This window comes from Embleya sp. NPDC056575 (genome assembly GCF_042793325.1).
Taxonomy (GTDB): domain Bacteria; phylum Actinomycetota; class Actinomycetes; order Streptomycetales; family Streptomycetaceae; genus Embleya.
This window is the reverse complement of record NZ_JBHTVA010000010.1, coordinates 57465-77573: the sequence shown is the minus strand read 5'-3', so window position 1 is coordinate 77573 and position 20109 is coordinate 57465. Positions and strand designations below refer to the sequence as shown.

The 20109-nt window shown below is 68.5% G+C and carries 14 protein-coding genes; 1 reads left to right on the top strand and 13 read right to left on the bottom strand.

What is annotated here, in order from left to right; all coding sequences use genetic code 11:
- Positions 1-39: 39 nt before the first annotated feature.
- The 7 genes from ACFRCG_RS10130 to lysA form a co-directional block, all read right to left on the bottom strand.
- Entirely contained in the window at positions 40-1770 is a 1731-nt protein-coding gene (locus tag ACFRCG_RS10130; RefSeq protein WP_380030338.1) for an amidase, read from the bottom strand.
- A complete protein-coding gene (locus ACFRCG_RS10125) occupies positions 1767-2816 on the bottom strand; it encodes an agmatine/peptidylarginine deiminase (RefSeq protein ID WP_380030337.1) in 1050 nt (349 codons plus the stop codon). Before ACFRCG_RS10125 ends, ACFRCG_RS10130 begins: the two co-directional genes overlap by 4 nt.
- A 65-nt stretch (positions 2817-2881) precedes the next feature.
- Positions 2882-5905, bottom strand: a complete 3024-nt coding sequence (locus ACFRCG_RS10120; RefSeq protein ID WP_380030336.1) for an aminotransferase — start codon at positions 5903-5905, stop codon at positions 2882-2884.
- Entirely contained in the window at positions 5902-6954 is a 1053-nt protein-coding gene (locus ACFRCG_RS10115; protein ID WP_380030335.1) for a dipeptidase, read from the bottom strand. Before ACFRCG_RS10115 ends, ACFRCG_RS10120 begins: the two co-directional genes overlap by 4 nt.
- A gap of 59 nt (positions 6955-7013) precedes the next feature.
- Positions 7014-8411 (bottom strand): serine hydrolase domain-containing protein, encoded by a 1398-nt coding sequence (locus tag ACFRCG_RS10110; RefSeq protein ID WP_380030334.1) that lies wholly within the window; start codon positions 8409-8411, stop codon positions 7014-7016.
- A 54-nt stretch (positions 8412-8465) separates the two neighbouring features.
- Positions 8466-10073: an amidohydrolase family protein gene (locus ACFRCG_RS10105; protein WP_380030333.1), complete on the bottom strand. Its 1608-nt coding sequence runs from the start codon at positions 10071-10073 to the stop codon at positions 8466-8468.
- A gap of 1 nt (position 10074) precedes the next feature.
- Positions 10075-11388 (bottom strand): diaminopimelate decarboxylase, encoded by a 1314-nt coding sequence (gene lysA, locus ACFRCG_RS10100; protein ID WP_380030332.1) that lies wholly within the window; start codon positions 11386-11388, stop codon positions 10075-10077.
- 84 nt (positions 11389-11472) lie between these two features.
- On the opposite strand from lysA, the gene ACFRCG_RS10095 reads away from it, so the two are divergent.
- On the top strand, positions 11473-13077 hold the full coding sequence (locus ACFRCG_RS10095) for a PucR family transcriptional regulator (protein ID WP_380030331.1): 1605 nt from the start codon (positions 11473-11475) through the stop codon (positions 13075-13077).
- A gap of 53 nt (positions 13078-13130) precedes the next feature.
- On the opposite strand, the gene ACFRCG_RS10090 is transcribed toward ACFRCG_RS10095, so the two are convergent.
- Genes ACFRCG_RS10090 through ACFRCG_RS10065 form a run of 6 tightly spaced genes read right to left on the bottom strand, consistent with a single transcriptional unit; the run spans position 13131 to position 20088 of the window.
- Positions 13131-14630: an aminotransferase class I/II-fold pyridoxal phosphate-dependent enzyme gene (locus ACFRCG_RS10090; RefSeq protein WP_380030330.1), complete on the bottom strand. Its 1500-nt coding sequence runs from the start codon at positions 14628-14630 to the stop codon at positions 13131-13133.
- Positions 14627-15457, bottom strand: coding sequence for an ABC transporter ATP-binding protein (locus ACFRCG_RS10085; protein WP_380030329.1), 831 nt, complete (start codon positions 15455-15457; stop codon positions 14627-14629). The genes ACFRCG_RS10090 and ACFRCG_RS10085 overlap by 4 nt, the downstream gene beginning before the upstream one ends.
- Positions 15454-16455 carry an ABC transporter ATP-binding protein gene (locus ACFRCG_RS10080; RefSeq protein WP_380030328.1) on the bottom strand — a complete coding sequence of 334 codons (1002 nt, stop codon included), beginning with the start codon at positions 16453-16455 and terminating at the stop codon, positions 15454-15456. The genes ACFRCG_RS10085 and ACFRCG_RS10080 overlap by 4 nt, the downstream gene beginning before the upstream one ends.
- On the bottom strand, positions 16452-17372 hold the full coding sequence (locus ACFRCG_RS10075; protein ID WP_380030327.1) for an ABC transporter permease: 921 nt from the start codon (positions 17370-17372) through the stop codon (positions 16452-16454). The genes ACFRCG_RS10080 and ACFRCG_RS10075 overlap by 4 nt, the downstream gene beginning before the upstream one ends.
- Positions 17369-18460 carry an ABC transporter permease gene (locus tag ACFRCG_RS10070; protein WP_380030326.1) on the bottom strand — a complete coding sequence of 364 codons (1092 nt, stop codon included), beginning with the start codon at positions 18458-18460 and terminating at the stop codon, positions 17369-17371. The genes ACFRCG_RS10075 and ACFRCG_RS10070 overlap by 4 nt, the downstream gene beginning before the upstream one ends.
- Positions 18427-20088 carry an ABC transporter substrate-binding protein gene (locus tag ACFRCG_RS10065; protein WP_380030325.1) on the bottom strand — a complete coding sequence of 554 codons (1662 nt, stop codon included), beginning with the start codon at positions 20086-20088 and terminating at the stop codon, positions 18427-18429. Before ACFRCG_RS10065 ends, ACFRCG_RS10070 begins: the two co-directional genes overlap by 34 nt.
- Between the last annotated feature and the right edge of the window lie 21 nt (positions 20089-20109).

The following is a 20109-nucleotide window of genomic DNA, read 5'->3' as shown; positions in this document are numbered from 1 at the left end:
CCCGAGTCGGGCCGCTCGGCGTCTGGGCGACCTGCCGGCTCAGCCTCGGTCGAGCGGGGGCGTGCGCGGCGGCGATGTGCGCCTTTCCCCCGTCGCCTCGAACGCGGCGGCGATCGTGAGGAGCATGGTGTCGTCGTAGGCTCGTCCGGCGAAGGTGAGCCCGACCGGCATTCCGATGTCACGCATCGTCCCCATGGGTACGGTGATCGTGGGGATGCCGAGGTGGCGCGGGACGAGGTTGCCGTTGGCCACCCATACCCCGTTCCGCCAGCCCTGATCGGCCGATGCCGGGTTGACGTCCATGTCCGCGGGGCCGACATCCGCGACAGCCGGAAACACGACCCCGTCGAGTTCGTGCTCGTCCATCCACTCCTCGAGGTCGACGCGCCTGGTTTCCTCCAACCCCCGCAGGCCCGCCTCCAGTTCGGGAATGTCCGTCAACGCGGCGTACGCGTTCTCGCGCACCCGCCGGGGATATTCGGCGATGTCGTCATCGAAGCCGGTGTAGCGGTCCGGCAGGGCGCCGACCGGGTGGGGAAAGATCGTCGCGCCGTCGACGCCCGCGAGGGTCGACAGCGCGGGATCGCCATTGGCTCGGAGGAAGTCTTCCCATGCCCACGCCGAGAGATCGACGATCTCCCGGACGAGGAACGCGGGATCGACGAGTCCGCGGGTCTTGACCGTGGGAGCGCCGGGCCGGTCGCCTTCGTAGTTCGAGACGACCGGGAAATCGACCTCGACCACCTCCGCTCCGGCCGCTTCGAGATCGCGGCGAGCCGCATTCCACAGCTCGATGACCGACGCGCGGGTATGGACGCGCTGCCCCGTGGGACCTCCGATTCCTCCCTCGGGGTTCGTGCCGGCCACGGGGTCGGCATTGACGTACATCGCCGGGATGCCGAGGCGGATCCCGGAAAGCGTGCGGTTCGCGGCCACCGCGTCCGTGGGCGCGAGAGACGGATAGGCCTTCGGGCGCACATCGGAGGCGGCGGGAAGCGATATCCAGGGCTGGGCCCGCCAGAAGTCGCCGCGACGGTCCTCGTCGTCGCCGACCACCACGTCCAGCACTTCGAGCATGTCGGCCATGGTGCGCGTGTGCGGGACCACGACGTCCATCGTGGGTACGAGCGGCCAGTTGCCGCGTACCGAGATCACACCGCGGGACGGCGTGTACGCGCACAACGCGTTGTTCGAAGCGGGAGCCCGGCCCGACGACCACGTCTCCTCGGCCAGGCCGAATGCCGCGAACGAGGCGGCCGTGGCGGTTCCCGACCCGTTGGACGACCCCGAGCCGAACGCGCTCGTCAACCAGTCGGCGCTGTAGGGGCTTTCCGCGCGGCCGTAGACACCTCGCTGCATGCCGCCGTTGGCCATCGGCGGCATATTCGTCAGGCCGAGACAGATTGCTCCGCCGGCTCGCAGCCGTTCGATCGTGTACGCGTCACGTTGCGCGACGAGGTCGGCGAAGGCCGGGCTGCCGCACGCCGCGGTCAGGCCGCGGACGAGGAAGCTGTCCTTCGCCGTGTAGGGAATTCCGTCCAGTGGCCCCCGGACCTCACGTCGCGCCCGGCGCTCGTCGGACGCACGGGCCTCGTCGAGGGCTTCGGGATTGACGACGACCACGGCGTTGAGAGCCGTCGCGCTCTCCGGCCGGTCGTACGCCGCGATGCGCGCGAGGTACGCGTTCACGAGGTCCACGGACCGCGCGGCACCGGATTCGAGGGCGTGGCGCAGCTGTGCGATGGATGCCTCGTAGACCTCGAATGTCATCGGGCGACCTCCTTCGGGGTGAGAGCGGGCTGCTGCTGGGTGATGCAGTGGATACCCCCGCCGCGGGCGAAGATCGCCCGAGCGTCGACGGTGACGGCACGCCGTCCGGGATAGGCCGATTCGAGGATGTCACGAGCGGCGCGGTCGGCTCGGTCGTCTCCGAATCCGCACGAGATGATTCCCCCGTTGACCACGAGGTGGTTGACGTAGGAGTAGTCCACGAAGCCGTCCTTGTCGCGGATGGCCGCGGGCGCCGGGAGTTCGACGATCCGGAATCGGCGTCCGGCGGCGTCCGTCTCATCCGAGAGCCGAGCGCGCAGGTCGCGGGTCACGGCGAAGTCGGGGTGATCGGGAGCGGTCTGCGTGTGCAGCAGCAGCACCCCGGGGGAGGGGATCGTCGCGACCATGTCGACGTGGCCCTTCGTCCCGAACAGCTCGTAGTCGCGCGTCAGTCCCCGGGGCAGCCATACGACCTTGGTCGCGCCGAGCGTGCGCGTGAGCTCCGCCTCGACGTGGTCTTGGCGCGCGAACGGGTTGCGTCGGGGATCGAGCTGGACCGTCTTCGTCGCCAGCACCGTGCCCTCGCCGTCGACGTGGATGCCGCCGCCCTCGTTCACCAGCAGGGACCGCACGGCTTCGGCGCCGACCAGATCGCTCACCCGGCGGGCGATGTCGGCGGACAGGCGCCACTCGGACCACTCCGGGTCGCCCCAGCCGTTGAAGGTCCACTGGACAGCGCCGAGGACGCCCGGCCGTTCGTCGTCGACGACGAACGTCGGGCCGAAGTCCCGCATCCAGAACTCGTCGAGAGGAGCCTCGACGAGTTCGATGTGTCCGCCCAGCATGCGCCTCGCGCGGGCCCGCTCGCTCGGATCGACGACCATGGTCACCGGTTCGAAGTCGGCGATCGTGTGCGCGACGGCGGTCCAGGAGTCGTACCCCGTCTGCTTGAACGTGTCGCCTTCCCCCAGGTTGCGGCCCTCACGGGGGAAGGCCATCCATGTGCGCGCATGGGGCGCGGTCTCGGGCGGCATGCGCCATGTCATCGTGTTCTCCGAAGTGGTCGCGTGACGAGCGATCCGCGTGAGGATGTCGCGACTCGCACGGGTGGTCACCATCCCTCGGTGAGGACACGATCGAGAGCGGCGACCGCGTAGTCGGCGCTCTCGGCCGTGATGCACAGGGGTGGTTTGACCTTCAGCACGTTCGATCGTTCCGACGTGGTGAGGACGATCACGCCGAGTTCCCTCAGGCGTTCGCAGATCGCCGCGGCTTCCTGTGCCGCCGGTTCGAGGGTGTCCCGGTCGCGGACCAGTTCCACGCCGAGATAGAGGCCTTCGCCGTGGATCGGCCCGATGATCCCGTGCCGTTCCGCGAGCGCCCGGAAACCGGCCGCGAGGCGATCGCCGATCTCCCGCGCGTTGCGTTGAGTTCCCTCGGCCTCCATGGCGTCGAGCACCGCGAGCCCGACGCGGCAGGAGAGCGGATTCCCGCCTGTCGAGGAGAAGAACTGCCCCTGGGAGGCGAGGGCGTCGGCCACGGCCCGCGAGGTGATGACTCCTCCGATGGGGAAACCGTTGCCCATCGGCTTCGCGATGGCGATGAGATCCGGCACGACCGCCGACCGCTCGAAGCCCCAGAAGCCCGACCCCGTGCGCCCGAAGCCGACCTGGACCTCATCGGCGATGCACAAGCCGCCCGCCTCGCGGACCCGCGCGTACACATCGGCGAGGTATCCCTCCGGCAGCAGGACTCCGCCGGCGTTGCCGAGCAGCGACTCGCAGATGAATCCGGCCGCCGGGCGGCCACGGCGGGCGAGCCGGTCGAGATCGGCTCCGAGGTCCGCGGCGTAGCGAGCGCCGACCGACCGGTCCTCCGCCGCGCCCCGGTATGTACCGCGGAAGCGGTTGGGAACGTCCGCGACGTGAATCCACTCGGGACGTGTATCGAGAGCGTACGGGTTGTCGTACGCGCTGGTGGTGACCGCGTCAGCGGCCATCGTCCATCCGTGATACGCCTCCCGAAGCGCGACGACGGTCTTGCGGCCGGTCGCCGCTTGCACCAGCCGCATGGCGAGATCGACGGCCTCGGATCCGGAGTTCACGAGCACGACGGTGTCGAGCGGCGAATCCGGAGGAAGCAGCGCGAGAAGTCGCTCGCTGTATTCGGCCAACTCGCGGTAGAGAAAACGCGAGTTCGTGTTGAGGACGCGAATCTGCCGGTCGACGGCGTCGGCGACACCCGGGTGCCCGTGCCCGAGGCCGGCCACGTTGTTGACGAGATCGACGTAGGCGCGGCCCGTGGTGTCGACGAGGTGGTGACGCCAACCGCGTTCGATCTGCATCGGACGCTCGTAATAGCGCTCCTGGGCGCCGGCGAGAACGTGCTCGCGGCGTCGCTGTTCGTCGGCCGACTCGTCCCGCTCGGCCCGCGAAGGCAGGCCGAGCAGACCGGCCGGGTCGCGGGCGAGAGCCGACCATGCCGGGACCCGCTCCGGCGTGACCAGTCCCGAACGCCCGGTGTCCGGTTGCTTGACCGCGTCGACGGGCGGCGACGCGCCTTCGACCGCGTCGGCGCGAACGAGGGTGACGCAGAGGCAGCGGGATTTCGACGCGGAGGGGAGCACGCCCAGGCGCGTTCCCGGTGCGAGGACACCGTTCGCTTCGACATCGACGGAAAAACCGTCGATGTCGAGATACCATCCGTCGCCGAGGCGGAGCCTGACGCCGTGCTCGCCCGCGGTGAACACGGTGGCTTCGACGGGAGTCGTCACTGCGAGCCGGGGCCCCGGGGCAACGTGCAGTTCCGTGCCGATGGGCCAAGTCGCCGCGGCGTCGGGGGAGTCGATCGTCGTGCGCGTGAGGCGGTAGACGCCGAAGGGAAGCACCGCGACCGCGGCGCCGGCCGCGAAGGCTCGCGCCACGAGGCCGTCCTCCGCGTCGGCGTCGAGCCACCGTCCGGCATTCAGCCACGGGCTCTCCACACCGGCGTCCACCACGACAACGTCGCCGGTGATCTCGGGCAGCAGAGAACGGACGGGCAAGGGCCGGGTGCGTTTCGCGCGCGGCTCCGGGGCATCCGCGCCGAGGCCACCCGGCACCGCGACGGGATCGGCGGAGCGAAGACGCACGGTCATGTGCTCGACGGCCTCGGCAAGCGGCAGGGACGTCGCCGCGTCGAAGATCGCCTGCTCGACGCGGACTCGGTCGCGTGCGTACGCGTTGTCGCCGTCGATCTCCAGTTGCCGCCATCCGCCCGCGACGAGGATGGCGCCGCGCAGGACGATGAGCGGCCACAGGGCTCGCGCCTCGGCGTGCGACAGCGGCGCACGGGAATGGAACGCCTCGACCGCGTCGAACACGCGCAGCGGACGCTCCGGTTCGTGATGCAGCAGCGACGACGCCGTGATCGCGAGTTCCGCGACGCGCCAGCCATGGGCGAGGTCACCGAGATCGAGCACGACGCGGGGGTGCAGACGGCCGTCCTCTCCGCGTATCCCCATGACGTTGTCGTCGGTGAGATCACCGTGGATCGCCTGAACCGGCAGGTCGCCCGCGACTTCGTCGAGGACGGATCGGGCCTCGTCGGCGGCGGCGGTCACGCGATGGCGGAGCGCGTGATCGCGGATCGAGGGCGCACACCTTTCGATTTCCCGATGCGCGACCGCCATGACCCACATGTGCTCGCGGTCGAGTCCCGGATGCGCGAGGGTTGCGAGCGCGTTCACGGACGAGGCCGCGAGAGCGCCGAACTCCCGCAGCACCACGGGGGCGAAGTAGCCTGCGTCGAGCATCGGTTCGCCGGCCGCGAACTCGCTGCGCCGAACGGCATACCCGCCGCTGCGCTGTGTCGGCTCCCCGTTCGAACCGGCCAGGACGAACGGAACGGGGATGCCCGCGGCGCGATAGGCGTCCAGCGCGGCGTGCTGGGCATCGCGGGCGTCGTCCCCGAAGGCCGGGTTGTCGATCCGCAGCACGCTGCGCGTTCCGTCGGGTTCCCACAGGAGGAAATTGCGGTCCTGGTTGCTGCCCAGCTCGCGCGCCACCGCCTCGATGCCGTAGCACTCCCGGGCGATGGTCTCCGCATCCGTCTCGGAGACGGCCGGCCGCACCGATGCGCCGTGTATGTCGTTCACGCGGTCCACGTCCCGCTGCCGTCGGAGGTGCCTCGGATGAAGGAGAGGTGATCCGCGTCGGACGCCTCCAGCACGCGCAGGATGTTGCCGTGGCAGAGGCGCTCGAGGTCGGGTTCGCTCCAGCCGCGGCGACGAAGCTCGTGCACGAGCTCCTGGTAGCGCGAGACGTCTTCGAGGCCGGCCGGCATCCGGTCGGTTCCGTCGTAGTCGGCACCGATGCCCACCGCGTGCACGCCCGCGACCTCGCGCACGTGCTCGATGTGATCGGCCACATCGGCGACACCCACCGGGGGCATCTCCCCCTGCTCACCGGCACGCTCCCACGCGTGGCATTCGGCGGTGAGGAACGACGGGACGAAGGCGACCATGACGACGCCCTCGGCGGCGCCGACGGCGGCCAGAACATCGTCGGGGACATTACGGGGGTGGTCGCAGATCCGGCGGGCGCCCGAGTGGCTCACGATCATGGGCCGCGTGCTCACGGCCAGCGCGTCACGCATCGTCGCCGGGGAGACGTGGGCGAGATCGACCAGGACGCCGATCCGGTTCATCTCCCTGACCACATCCCGGCCGAAGTCGGTGAGGCCTCCGTGCCGTGCTTCGTCCGTCGCCGAGTCCGCCCAGTGCGTGGTCCGTGACCAGGTGAGGGTGAGATAGCGCGCCCCGAGCCGGGCGTACTGACGCAACACGGCGAGCGAGCCACCCAGTTGCGCCCCGCCTTCGACCCCGATCAGGGAGGCGATTCGTCCCTCGTCGAAGGCGGCGCGTACATCCGCCGCCGTGCGGGCGAACCGTAGCCGAGCGGGGTGGGAGTCGACGAGACGGTGGACGAAGTCGATCTGCTCGAGCGTCGCCGTCACCTGGTCCGCGCCCACGAGTTCCGGATCGACCCATACCGACCAGAACTGTCCGCCGACGCCGCCTGCCGTCAGCCGCGGGAGATCGGTGTGCAGTCCCGGCACGTGCTCGTCGAGTCCTGCCGTGGCGTATCCGTGGCGTTCGCGACGCGCCCACGCGAGGTCGTTGTGCCCGTCGATGACCGGAATCATCCGAGGTGCGCCTTTCTCTGGTTCCGACGTCGTCCCGGTGCTTCGTTGCGGAACCGACGTCACGGGGTGAACGTCCGGTACAGCGGGTAACCCGACAGCGTCGCCCGGGTCGCCTTGCCGTCGAGGACGACGTCGAAAACCAGCCGCTCCGGGGAACGCTCGTCCTCACCGATGCGGAAGCCGCCGTCGGGCAGCGGAACCAGCGGCTCCCCGAGGTCGCTCGCGAAGTCGCCCTGCCAGACCCAGAGACGGCCTTTGCTGCACTGCACCCGGATGTTGGAAAGCCACGGGTTGTAGCCGCGGTAATGGCCGACGACGGGCCGCCATTCCGCGGGCGGTTCCTCGATGACGCTCGGCTCCCGCGGCGCTTCCTCGATCGCGGACTCGGGCAGGACGAGCGCGGGCGACGGTCGACCGGACAGCGCGGCGTCGACCCAGTCGATCGCGAAGTGGGCCACGTCCGACCACGCTCCGCTGCCATTCGCCAGGACGACGGCGCCGAGGCCCCGTTCGCGGTCGCAGACGAGAGCGGCGTTGTAGCCGACCATTCCTCCGGTGTGCGCGACGTACTCGCGGCCCGCACGCTGGTACACGTACATGCCGAGTCCGTACGTGTAGGGCGGTTCCTCGGCCTCGACGCAGTCGGCGGTCATCTCGTGCAGGCTTTCGGTCCGCAGAAGGCGGGCGTCGCCCGGACCGCTGCCGTCGCCCAGCAGGAGGCGTATCCACGCGGTCATCTCCGAGGGCGTGGAGGCGATGCTGCCGTCGGCGGTGGCCGTCTCGAGCCAGTGCGCCGGTGCCAGTCCGTCGGCGCGACGAGGCGCCCGGTCGTCGTAGAAGGGACCGTAGCCGACGGCGAGACGGCGGCGTGTGTCGTGCGTGATCGCCGCGTGCGATCCGGTCATGCCGAGCGGAGCGAGCAGGTCCTCGGCGAGTACCTGCTCGTAGGGCCGGCCGTGGACCGCCTGCAGAACGAGGCCGAGCGCCTTGTACCCCGTGTTGGAGTAGTAGTGCCAGGTGCCGGGTGGGGTCGTCGCTTCCGTGTCGCGGAGCGCCCAGACCTCGAACGCGGACTCGCCCGTGTACTCCGCGCCGCCCACGATGCCCGCCGTGTGGTTCAGCAGATGCCGGACGGTGATCGGCGCGAACCTCGACTTCACCGTGAACCAGGGCAGGTAGCGGGTCACCGGTGCGTCCAGGTCGAGCAGCCCGCTGTCACGTGCCCGAAGGATCAGTGCCGCCGTGAAACCCTTGGAGATCGAACCGATCTCGAAGAGCGTGTCGTCACGCACGGGGCTGCCGGCGGCGAGGTCGGCGAATCCGACGGACGTCTGTGCGAGAACCCCGTGCCGGTCCGTGACCGCCAGGGAGAGGCCGGCCGCCCAGGAGGTGTCCTCCAGCACCCCGCGAACGGCCTTGGTGAAGTCGGGAGCAAGGGTGATCCTGGTGATCGCCATGGTGTTCCTCTTCCGTGAAGTGATGATCAATGCCGCGGGGGCGTCCTGAGCGCGTCAGCGCACGCCGCGCCGCAGTGCCCGGCCCGCGAGTGTGCCCGTGGGGTTCCCGTCACGCAGGGCGAAGCGGCCGTTGACGAGCACGTGGCGCATTCCTGAGGCGTAGCGGTGGGGTTCGGAGTACGTCGCGTGATCCCGGACCGCGTCCGGATCGAAGATCGCGAGGTCGGCCCACTCGCCGGCCCCGACCCTCCCTCGTCCGACGAGTCTCAGCGTGTCCGCGGGCAGGCTCGTCATGCGACGCACGGCCTCCTCCAGCGTCAGCAGGCCGTCGCGCACGTATGGACCCAGGACGCGCGCGAAGGAGCCGTAGGCTCGCGGATGTGTCGGGGAGTCCGAGAACGGCGGCTCCGTCGAGGCCGCTTCGGCGTCGGAGCACACACTCACCCACGACTGTTCCAGACCGAGGCGGATGTTCTCCTCCGACATGCAGAAGTAGAGGGCCTCCGTGTGCGGGTCCTCGGCCACCAGATCCAGGAGCGCTTCGAGGGGATCGCCGTAGCCGCGGAGGGCACTGAACTGCGCCAACGTCTTTCCGGCGGCCTCGGCGTTCGAGCCGCGTCCGCCTTGGAGCAGGACACCCTCGGCGCCGCCCGCGTCGAGGTGGATGTTCTCCCACGTGCCGCTCGACACCCGGATGTCCGCGATGATCCGCGCCCGGACGACCGGGTCGGTGACGCGTCTCAACAGGGCTTTCTCTCCGCCGTCGAAGTACCACGGTGGAATGGACGCGGCCAGGCTCGTACCGCCCGCCTCGTAGGGATAGAGATCGGCGCTGATCTCGATCCCTTCCTCGCGCGCGTCCGCGATCAGGCGGATCGCTTCGGCCATCCGGTGCCAGTTGTCACGGCCGGAGGCCTTGAGGTGCCACACGTGTGCCCGGGCGGCGGACATCCGGGCGATGTCGATCACCTCGCGGACGGACTCCTCCAGGTGCGCGGCCTCGTCCCTGATGTGTGAGATGTAGAGAGCGTCGTGCGCGCTCGCCACTCCCGCGTACGCCGCCAGTTCCTCGGTGGAGGCGTAGACGCCGGGGGCGTACAGGAGTGACGAGCCGACGCCGAGTGCGCCGGCGGCGAGTTCCTCGTCGAGGATGGCGCAGACCGACCGGAGTTCGTCGTCGGTGAGTTGCCGTTTGTCCGCGCCGGCTCGGATCGCACGGAGATTGTGGGCGCCGACGAAACTCGCGACGTTCGGTCCGACGCCGTTGGCCTCCAGGCTCTCGAGGAAGTCGTTCAACCGCGGAAAGGCGGTGCGGACTCCGTCTTCCCGGGGCGTGGGATCGACGATTTCGACGGCACGGTCGATGACCGGGCCGAGCGAGTATCCCTCTCCGAAGACTTCCGTGGTGACGCCCTGATACAGGTCCGACAAGCCGCGGGCGTCCTGCTGCAGCGACTCGTACGCGTGGCTCAGGATGTTGATGAATCCCGGAGCGACCACGAGCCCGGTCGCGTCGAGCTCGAACCGCCCGTCCGGCTCGATGTCCCCGACGTGAACGATGCGACCGCGCGAAACGGCGATGTCGGCGGTCTTGCGCGGCGCTCCGGTCCCGTCGACGACGGTACCGCCGCGGATGATGAGGTCGTTCGTCACCTCGGACATGTCACACGCCTTCCTCGGGGTCCAGGAGGTCGCGGCGCCTCAGATCCTCGTAGGTCTCGCGGCGGACCACCGCACGCGACCGCCCCCCGCCGACGAAGATCACCGGGGGCCGACGGGCACCGTTGTAGTTGTTCGACATGGTGTGGCAGTACGCCCCCGTCACGGGCACGGCCACGACATCGCCGACCCGGGGTTCGCGCAGCGCCACGCCCGTGCTGATCCGGTCACCGGATTCGCAGTGTTTGCCGACGAGGTTCACGGCCTCTCCGCCGCCGACGCGGTTCACGACGGTCGCCTCGAACCTCTGTCCGTACAGGGATACTTCGAGGTTGTCACCCATACCCCCGTCGACCGCGACGAACGTCGGCCGTCCCTCCTTCACCGAGACGACCCGGTACAGCGTCAGCCCGCTTCGCGCCACGACGCTGCGGCCCGGCTCGATCAGCAACTGCGCGTGGGGCGGCAGATACCGCCTGGCGGCGCCGATGAGGCCGTCGAGCCATGCTTCGACGCTCGGCGGAGCGTCGTCATATGTGTAGCGGACACCCAGACCGCCGCCCAGATCGTAGATGTCGAACTCGCCGTAGGAGGCGAGTGCTCGCACGGCCGCGACATAGGGCTCGACTTCGCATATCTGGCTTCCGATGTGCATGTGCAGGCCGCGAAGGTTGAGGCGCTCACTGGAACGGAGGCGAGTGATCGCCGCTTCGGCGTCCGCCCGCCGCAGACCGAACTTCGACCCGTGCTTTCCCGTCGCCAGCGCCTCATGCGTCTCGGCGGCGACATCGGGGAGCACCCGGATCAGCACGTCCTGGCGGCCGGTGACGATCTCCTCCAGCTTCGCGATGTCATCGAAGTTGTCGATGACGATGAGCCCCACTCCCGCGTCGACCGCGGCCTGGAGTTCCTCCACCGACTTCGCGTTGCCGTGCATCACGATGCTGTCGGGTGCAACCCCCGCACCGAGCGCGAGAACAAGCTCGCCACCGCCCGCGACGTCCGCTCCGAGCCCCGCTTCCGCGAGCGTGCGATAGACGGCTGTCGCCGGGAACGCTTTCGATGCGAAGACAACGCGTGAGTTCGGCCATCTGGCGGCCAGCGCCTCGCGGAACAATGTCGCCTGGCGGATCAGCGCGGTCTCGTCGAGCACGTAGGCAGGGGTGCCGAACCGCTGTGCGATGTCCGTCAGCCGAACGCCTCCCACGACCAGCTCGTCCTCGGCATCGACATATGTTCCTTCCGGGAACAATTCGATCAATGCGCGCGCGTCGTCGTTCGGATTTGTGTGTGATGCGTCGAGGGTCGACGTCGTCATATGAGTTCCCGCCTTCTGAATTTACGATCAGGCTAGGGACTCGATCCGAGGCGAATCTCTGGCCGAAGTGACTAGGATCCGAGAATGAACTTGTCCGATCGGCCAGAAGCCGGCTGCACCCTCGAGGAACTCCTGCAGCGGATTCTCCCGCTGCAGGTCACCGTTCTCGTCGAGTCGACCGCCGCGAGCGCGCTTTTCGTGCGCGGCACCCTCATCGCGGGACCGGGGGAGGGGCTGCCCGATCTGTCGGGTGGCATCCTCCTGCTGGCCGGCTGCGGCGACGTGCCGCAGATCGAGGCATCGGTGAGGGAAGCGGCCGAGCGTGGGTTCGGTGCGGTGTTCCTCCGAGCGGGTGCGTCGACGACACCGACGGTCCTGCGCACGGCGGCCGAGGCCGGGATTTCACTGATGTCCTTCGACAGCGAGCTGAACTGGCGTGAGCTGGCCGCTCTGCTCGACACGGTGATCGAATCGCACTGGGCACCGTCCGATGGGGGACCCGCTGTCGGTGTCGAGGAGCTGTACGTGATCGCGGACGCGGTCGCGGCGACGATCGGTGGCTCGGTGTCGATCGAGGATCTCTCGCAGCGCGTCGTCGCCTACTCGAGCGTTCCGGGCCAGCGTATCGACGCGGTACGCAGCGAAGGCATCCTCGACCGAAGTGCCCCGCACGATCCGGGAGATCGGGAACGGTACGGGCGCATCCTGCGGTCGGACGGCGTGGTCAGATTCGAGCGGGACGGTGACGAACTCGCGCGTGCGGCGATGGCCGTCAGGGCCGGCGACCTTCCGCTCGGCACGATTTGGGCGATCGAGGGCGAGCACGGCATCAGCGCTCGTGACGAAGCCGCGCTGCGGCAGGGCGCTCAGCTGGCGGCATTGCACATGCTGCGCGCGCGCAGCCCGTTCGAGTTCCATCACGAACTCCGCGGCGACGCGCTGCGGTCGCTCATCGACGGAACGGGGAACGCGGATGGTGCGCGTACGCGGCTCCGCTTGCGGGACGATGTGCCTCGCGCGCTGCTCGCGTTCGGATTCGGGGGCTCATCGGCGGACCGGTCCGAATCCTCGGCGACGGCCCGCGCGGCACAAAATGTCGCACGCCAGATCACCGCTCTGCGCCCCAGCGCCTCGATCACGGTGTCCGGAGGGGTTGTCTACGTCCTCCTCGCCGACGATCACGTGAACTCCGCCGCGTCCTCCCTGGCCGAGTCGATCACCGGCATCCCGGGAGGCCGAGAGCGGCGACGGCTGTTCGCGGCGGTGGCCGTCGACCACGACGCGACGCGGCCGCTCACGGATCTGCGGGCCGAGGCGGACGACGTGCTGGAGGTGCTCGTCGCCCGCTCGGACCGGTCCACCGCGACCCTGCGCGACGTCCGGGTGGATGTGATCCTGCGACACGTGGCAGCCGAGCTGACGAGAACTCCCTGGCTGCGTGACGCGGAGATCGCCCGGATCTTCACCGCCTCGGCCCGCAATCGGGAGATCGCCGGCAGCGTGGCGGCGTGGTTCGACGCGCGGTTCGAGGTGACCCGGGCGGCGCAGGTGCTCCAGGTACACCCCAACACGTTGCGGTATCGGCTTCGCCGCTTCTCCGAACTGACGGGAGTGGACCTGGAGGACGCCGACTCGTGCTTGGGCGTCTGGTTGCAGCTGCGCACGCATTCAGGAGTCCGCGCCTCCTGACGCGGGGCGTGACCGACGAGGTGCCGCGGTGCGGTTTACGAGGGCCGATGCCGCTACGGCTTCCCGATCACGCGAAAGCGGCTCACGTCGGGAAGCACGGCGCCTCGAACGTACCCGCCCGGTGAACGGGCGACCTGACGAAGGAAGTCGACGGCGGGCCGAGTGATTTCCTCGCCGGGCAAAATGTTGGGGATTCCCGGGGGATACGCGGAAAGGGCGTCGGCGCTCGTCCGGCCCACCGCCTCGGTGTGCGGGACGACCTCGGACGGCGCGTAGAACGCGTCGCGCGGACAGACCTGTATCCGCCCGGGCGACGGCAGGTCCGCCGGGTCGCCGATCTCATGCGGCGCCGCGTCTCCTCGGGTTTCGAGGACGGCGTCGATGAGTCGGTCGAACGAGGTTCGCTTGCCGATCCCCACAAGCGGGACGAGAGTCGTGCGCGTCGCCATCTCCACCCACATGCCGAAGTCGCGCGCCAACGTGAGCCGAAGGGCGTGCGCGTCCGCGCAGATCCCGCTGACGTCGATCGGCATGCGCAGGGGATCATGGTCGACGATGTCCGGGTGGGAGGAGAAGGTGTCCTCGATCAACGAGATTCCCCGCTCCGCCCGAACGCGGTCACGTGCCGCTGCCAGGACACGCAGCGCGTCATCGACCTGCGGCCCGCCCCGTTGAAGGTCGCGACGGGCGACATCGATCGATCCGATCAGCAGTGAACTCTCACTCGTGGAGGCCGTCATGCGATACGCCCGTTCGAGAGCGGGCTCCAGCGCGTCGGCGAGATCGGTGTCGCCGAGGTGCAGCACCGCGCTCTGGTGCAGGGACGACGTCATCTTGTGCGTACTCATGACGACGATGTCGGCCCCCTGCCGCACGGGGGAGGCGGGCAGGTCCGGGTGGAACCCGAAGTGGGCTCCCCAGGCGCAGTCGACGATGAGCGCGGCGCCCGCGTCGTGGACCAACCGGGCGATGGTCGGCACGTCGGCGACCGCCCCGAAATAGCTCGGGCTCACGATGTAGACCGCTGTCACCGGCCCGGGATGGTCGGCGATCGCCTTCGCGACGGACGCCGGCGTGACACCGTGGGCGATGCCGTTGCGTATGTCCACGCCGGGCAGGGCGTAGGCCGGACGCAACCCGGCGAGGATGACACCGTCCACGACGCTCGAGTGCGCGCTGCGCTGAATGACGATTCCGTCACCCAGCTGACTCACCGCGAGCGCCGCGAGCCGGTTGCCCTGCGAGGACCCGTTCGTGAGGAACCAGGTCCGCCGGGCACCCCATGCCCTGGCGGCCATCCGATGGGCACGCTCGCGCGGGGAGTCTCTTCCGAGGTCGATGCCGTCGAGCAGCTGTGTGACATCGACGGCCAGCGCCCGTTCCCCGGCGAACTCCGCCTGCCCCGCGGCGAAACCGTCGCCGGTGGCGCCATGACCGGGCACCATGAACGACACCGGCCGGCGGGCGGCGTGACGAAGCAACGCGTCGGCGTACGGTGCCTCGTCGCCCGCACCGGCCCGAGGACGTTCGTCGTAGGTGATGGTCGGTTTCATCCTTCACTTTCCTTCATGGCCGCCCCGTGCTGCTCGCTCGGCAGCGCGGCCAGCAGCTCACGCGTGTAGGCGTGTTGCGGATTCAGCAGCACTTCCTCGGTCGTGCCGACCTCGACCAGCCGTCCGGACCGCATCACCGCGACACGGTCGGCGATGTTCCAGGCCAGGCCGAGGTCGTGCGTGACGACCATGACGCTGAGGCGCATCTGTTCGCGCAGCCGGAGGAAGAGGCCGAGGATCTCGCCGCGGAGCGACGCGTCGAGGCTTGCGACGGGCTCGTCGGCGATGATGGTCTCGGGTTCGACGGCGAGCGCACCGGCGATGAGGACACGTTGACGCTGACCGCCGGAGAGCTCGTGGGGGTAGCGCGGGAAGAACTGCTCCGGCGGGCGCAGGCCCGCGTTCGAGAGCGCCCGTGCGACGAGATCGACCTCGGTGACGTCATCGCCGCGAGCGTTGTGCTCGGCGACGAGCCGGTGCAGCCGGATGCCCTCGGCCACCGACTCGTAGACGGAGTGCTTCGGATTGAGCGCACCCGCAGGGTCCTGCATGACGAGTTGGACCCGGCGGCGGTAGCGGCGAAGCGCGGCGCCACCGGTGGGAAGCCGCTCGCCGAGAGCGGTCACCTCTCCGCTTGTGGGACGTTCGAGGCCGAGAAGCGCTCTGCTCAGCGTCGTTTTTCCGGAGCCCGACGCACCGACCAGCGCCAGGATCTCGCCGTGCCGGATCTCGAGGTTCACGCCGTCGACGGCATGGACCTCGCTGCGACCGTGGAGCGAGGGGAACGTGACATGGAGATCGGTCGCGCTCAGCACGATGCGGTTCATCGGGCCACCGTCGATTCCGTAGGGGCGATGCCCAGATCCTCGGCGCGCAGGCAGCCGGTTTCCAGTCCTCGCGCGTACCTGGCGAACTCCGGCTTGTGGACGAGGCATTCGCCGTCGACAGACGCGCACCGCGCGGCGAATCCACGCTCGGCCACGTCGTCGACGACGATGCCCGGATCGTCCGCGAGGCCCTGGGGCCGATACCTTGACGCCGGGTCGCCGATCGTGGGGAACGCGCCTGCGAGCGCCCGCGTATAGGGATGCTTCGCCTGCTGGAACACCCTCGGGCCGGGAGCCCGCTCTATGATCCGGCCGCCGTGCATGACGACCACTTCGTCGCACACGCTCGACAGGACCGCGAGGTCGTGGCTGATCATCATCAAGCCGAGTTCGAGCTCGACAGCCAGGTTTCGAAGCAGGCGCAGGATCTGGGCCTGCACCTTCACGTCGAGCGCGGTGGTCGCTTCATCGGCGATCAGCAGCTTGGGGTCGCAGGCGAGCGCCATGGCGATCATGATGCGCTGCTTCTGTCCGCCCGAAAGCTGATGGGGGTAGCTGTACGCGTGCTCCGCCGCGAGGCCCACCATGTCGAGCAGTTCGGCCACGCGGAGATCGGATGCGCGCCGCGTCGTCTCGGGTCGGTGGACGAGAACGGGTTCGGCGATCTGCTCGCCCACCGTCCGCACGGGGTTGAGCGAGTTCATCGCTCCCTGAAAGACGATCGCGGCGTCCGACCAGCGCATGCGGCGCAGCGCCCCCCAGGTGAGGGAGTTGACGTCCTTGCCGCACACTTCGACCCGCCCCTCCACGCCCGCCCTGCGGGGGTGGAGCCGCAGCACGGCGCTCGCGACCGTGGACTTTCCCGAACCCGATTCGCCGGCGATGCCGAGCGAGCGGCCCTGGTCGAGGGAGAGGGAGACGCCGCGCACGGCGGCGATGTCTCCTCGACTGGATCGGTAGGTGACCCGGAGATCCTCGATCCTCAGTAGTGGGGTCATCGGCCCTCCTCGAGGCGCGGATTGACGATGTCCTCGAGCGCTTGGCCGGCCATCGTGAACGCGAGCACCACCACGATGACGCAGATACCGGGCGGGAGCAGCGCCCACCATGCCCCCAGCGACACGGCGCCGGTGCCGAACGCCGCGTTGAGCATCGTGCCCCAGGAAACCGCCGTCGGGTCGCCGAAGCCGAGGAAGGACAGTGTGGTCTCGGCAAGGACCGAACCGGCGACCGTGAGTGTCGTGTTCGCGAACACGAGCGGCAGCACGTTGGGGAACACATGTTTCGACATGAGGTGCCAGGGCCCCGCGCCGAGTACCCGTGCTCGTTCCATGAACGGCCGTTCGCGCACCGAGAAGGTCTGCGCCCGGATCACCAGCGCCGTCGCGGGCCAGCCGGTGATGCCGATCACCACGATGATCGAGAGCAGGGAGCCGCCCAGCAGGGTCGCCAGGACGAGGGCGAGGGGCAGGAACGGAATGACGATGAACCATTCGGTGAACCGGAAGAGGATGGTGCCCGCCCACCCGTCGGACATCCCCGAGGCCATGCCGACGATCGTGCCGATCACCATCGAGATGACCGTGGCCATCAGGCCGACCAGGAGCGGAACGCGGGCCCCGAATATGAGAAGGGTGAGCACCGAACGTCCGTTGTCATCGGTTCCGAGCGGATACTCCCGGCTCGGCGGCGCCAGGATCGGACCCGACGCGGCGCTCACGCGCAACGCGTGGGAGTCGGCCAGCAGCGGCGCGAAGACCGCGACGACCGCGAAGAGCAGGAGCACGACGAGGCCGACCATGCCCGCCCGATTCGCGCGGAACTTCGCCCACGTACGGCCCCAGGCTTCGCGACGGAGCTTCCAACGGAGCGCTGTCGCGCCGGCCCGTCGAGGGAGAGCGGGTGCTGTGGTCATGCTTTCACCCTCGGATCTTGGAGTGCGTAGATGAAGTTCGCCACCAGGTTGGCGACCACGACCGCGGCGGAGAAGACGAGGAACAGCGCCTGCAGAAGCGGTAGATCGGGAATCCTCATGGCTTCGCTCGTGAGCAGTCCGAGCCCCGGGATGGAGAAGACGGTCTCGATGGTGATCGCACCACCCACGGTGAACGCCAGGTTGAGTGCGACGAGCGTGGTCAGGGGCAACCGGGCGTTGGGAAGCGCGTGTCGGTGCAGAACCTGCCGGTCGGAGAGCCCCTTGGCACGCCCGGTGAGCAGGTAGTCCTCACCCATGACGTCGAGCATCGACGACCGCATGATCATCGAGTACTCGGCGAGATACGTGACCGTCAGTGTCGTCGTCGGCAGGACGAGGTGCCAGATGGTGTCCGCGACGCCCTCGACGCTCATCGGTGCGACTCCGGGCGAGTGGAGCCCGCCGATGGGGAAGACGCCGAAGACGGGGTTGGCGGCGAACACCATGAACAGCAACAGACCGAGCCACCATTCCGGCATGGAGTACATGACGGTCGCGAAGGCCGATGTCGAGCGGTCGAACCGCCCGCCGTGCCTCCACGCCTGACGGCTGCCCAGTCGGCTGCCCAGCCGGATCGACAGAACCGTCGCCGGCAGGACGAGGAGGAGGGTCGGCCATATGCGCTCCCCGATGAGCTCGGGGACCGGTTTGGAGTACTGGAAGGAAACGCCGAAGTCTCCCGTGAAGACCTGCTTCAGGTATTTTCCGAACTGCATCCACATCGATTCGTCGAGCCCCAGTCGGTGCCGGATCTCTTCCAGGTCCTCTGCGGTACGAGCCTTTCCTCGTCCGAGGGTCCGTTCGGGATGGGGGTTGATCACCCGGAACAGGAAGAAGTTCACGACGATGACGAACATCAGCGCGCAAGCCGAACCGGCGAACTGCGTCAGCACGAACCGGCGGCTGAACCGGCCGGCGAGCCGTGAACGTCGATGACGAAAGCCCGGTCCGACCAGCCCGTCGACGTGGGTGGTGGTAGAGATCGATTGCGACGTCATTCGCGCTCCTCCGCTGTCGCTCGGCGCCATCGCGCTACGGCGAATCGCCCGAGTAGCAGGACCAGAATCAGCGTTGCGAGGCTGCGGTAGACGACTGTGGCCGTGCGCGCCGTTCGGTCCGCACTCACGTCCTGCGCGGCACCGTCGGTCGGCCTCAGGTCGTAGAGACTGGTGACGTCGGCCATGACGTCACCACCGGGCTGAAACGCGGATGTCCATCCCGTCCACCGATCGCTGCGATATGCCTGCTGGGCCATCGGCTGTCCCATCACGATGTAGGGAGCGTCGTGATACAGAATCTGCTGCATCTTCTTGACGATCTCGACGCGTTTGCCGTGGTCCAGTTCGTTTTTCTGTTCGGTGTACAGTTCGTCGTATTCCTTGGAGCAGTACCAGCTGTCACTCTGAAGCGAGCGTTGGTCGCAGGTCAGGTAGACGAGCATCGCATCGGGGTCGTCACTGAATCCCCAGCCCCACCAGAACATGTCATAATTCCCGCTCAGGATTTCGTCGGTCAGCTTGTCGGCCGTCATCGCGTCGATCGTGATGTCGAATCCGAGATTCTCCATCCATTCGCGGACGAGTCGAGTGGCGAGAAGGGACGACTGATCCGACGCGTCGACCGCGATCCGGAGCCGCGGTACCGAGCGGCCGGTCGGAAGGGTACGCCTTCCGTCGGCATTCAGCTTGTACCCGGCCTCGTCGAGCCTCTTGGCGGCGAGTTGTGGGTCGTACGCCGTGCCGTCCGCCGGCGGCTTCCACTGGAAGTCCGGGAATCCGTCGGGGACGATCGTCCGCAGCGGCGACAGACCTCCTTTGAACGCCTTGCGTGAAAGCTCCGCCGGATCGAAGGCGGTGGACAACGCGAAACGGAATCTCGGATCGAGAACCGCGGGGTTCGGATCACCGAGTGATTTGCCCGTCTTGGGGTCGGCAGAGCCCGAATTGAAACCCACTTCGACGAAGTTGCCGAGGAGTGGGAACTGATTGGCGAACATGTGCTGCCGACTCTTGAGCTTTCGAACCTGCAATGCGTTCACGCTCGATGTATAGTCGATCTCCCCCTTTCGAATCGCCTGCATGATCGTGTCCTGTGCCTTGAAGAATCGCCAGTCGACGTACGTGACCGGACTGAGCCCGCGCCAGTTGCCGGGCCACGCTTCGAAGCGGTACAGCGAGCTGCCCGCCCCTCCCTCCAGGAGTCGGTAGGGCCCGGACGTCACCAAGCTTTTCGGGCCGAGAGGATACCGGTCGAGCTTGTCGTCGGGATAATGCTCCAAGATGTGCTTCGGGAGTATGGGGATCGGCATTTTCGGCAGCGTCGCGCTCGGCGCGCCGAGGCTCAGCTCGACGGTGTTGTCATCCGGGGCCTTCACGGTTTCCACGTTGTCGAGATAATTTCCCCATGTACTGCTCCCCGGCCCACCCTCCAGCACCCGGCCGAGCGTATATGCCGCGTCGGCTGCGGTGAGCGGTGTTCCGTCGCTCCATGTGAGGCCGGGCCGCATGTGGTACGTGACGGTAAGGCCGTCGGCCGCGATATCCCATGATTCGGCGAGCCCCGGTCCCTGTTCGGCGAGGGAATCGTGAGAGGGCGAGGTCAGCGCCTCGAACAGGTACGGTATGAGGGCGTACGAGTTGGACAGGATGTATGTCATGGGATTAAGCGTGTCGACCTC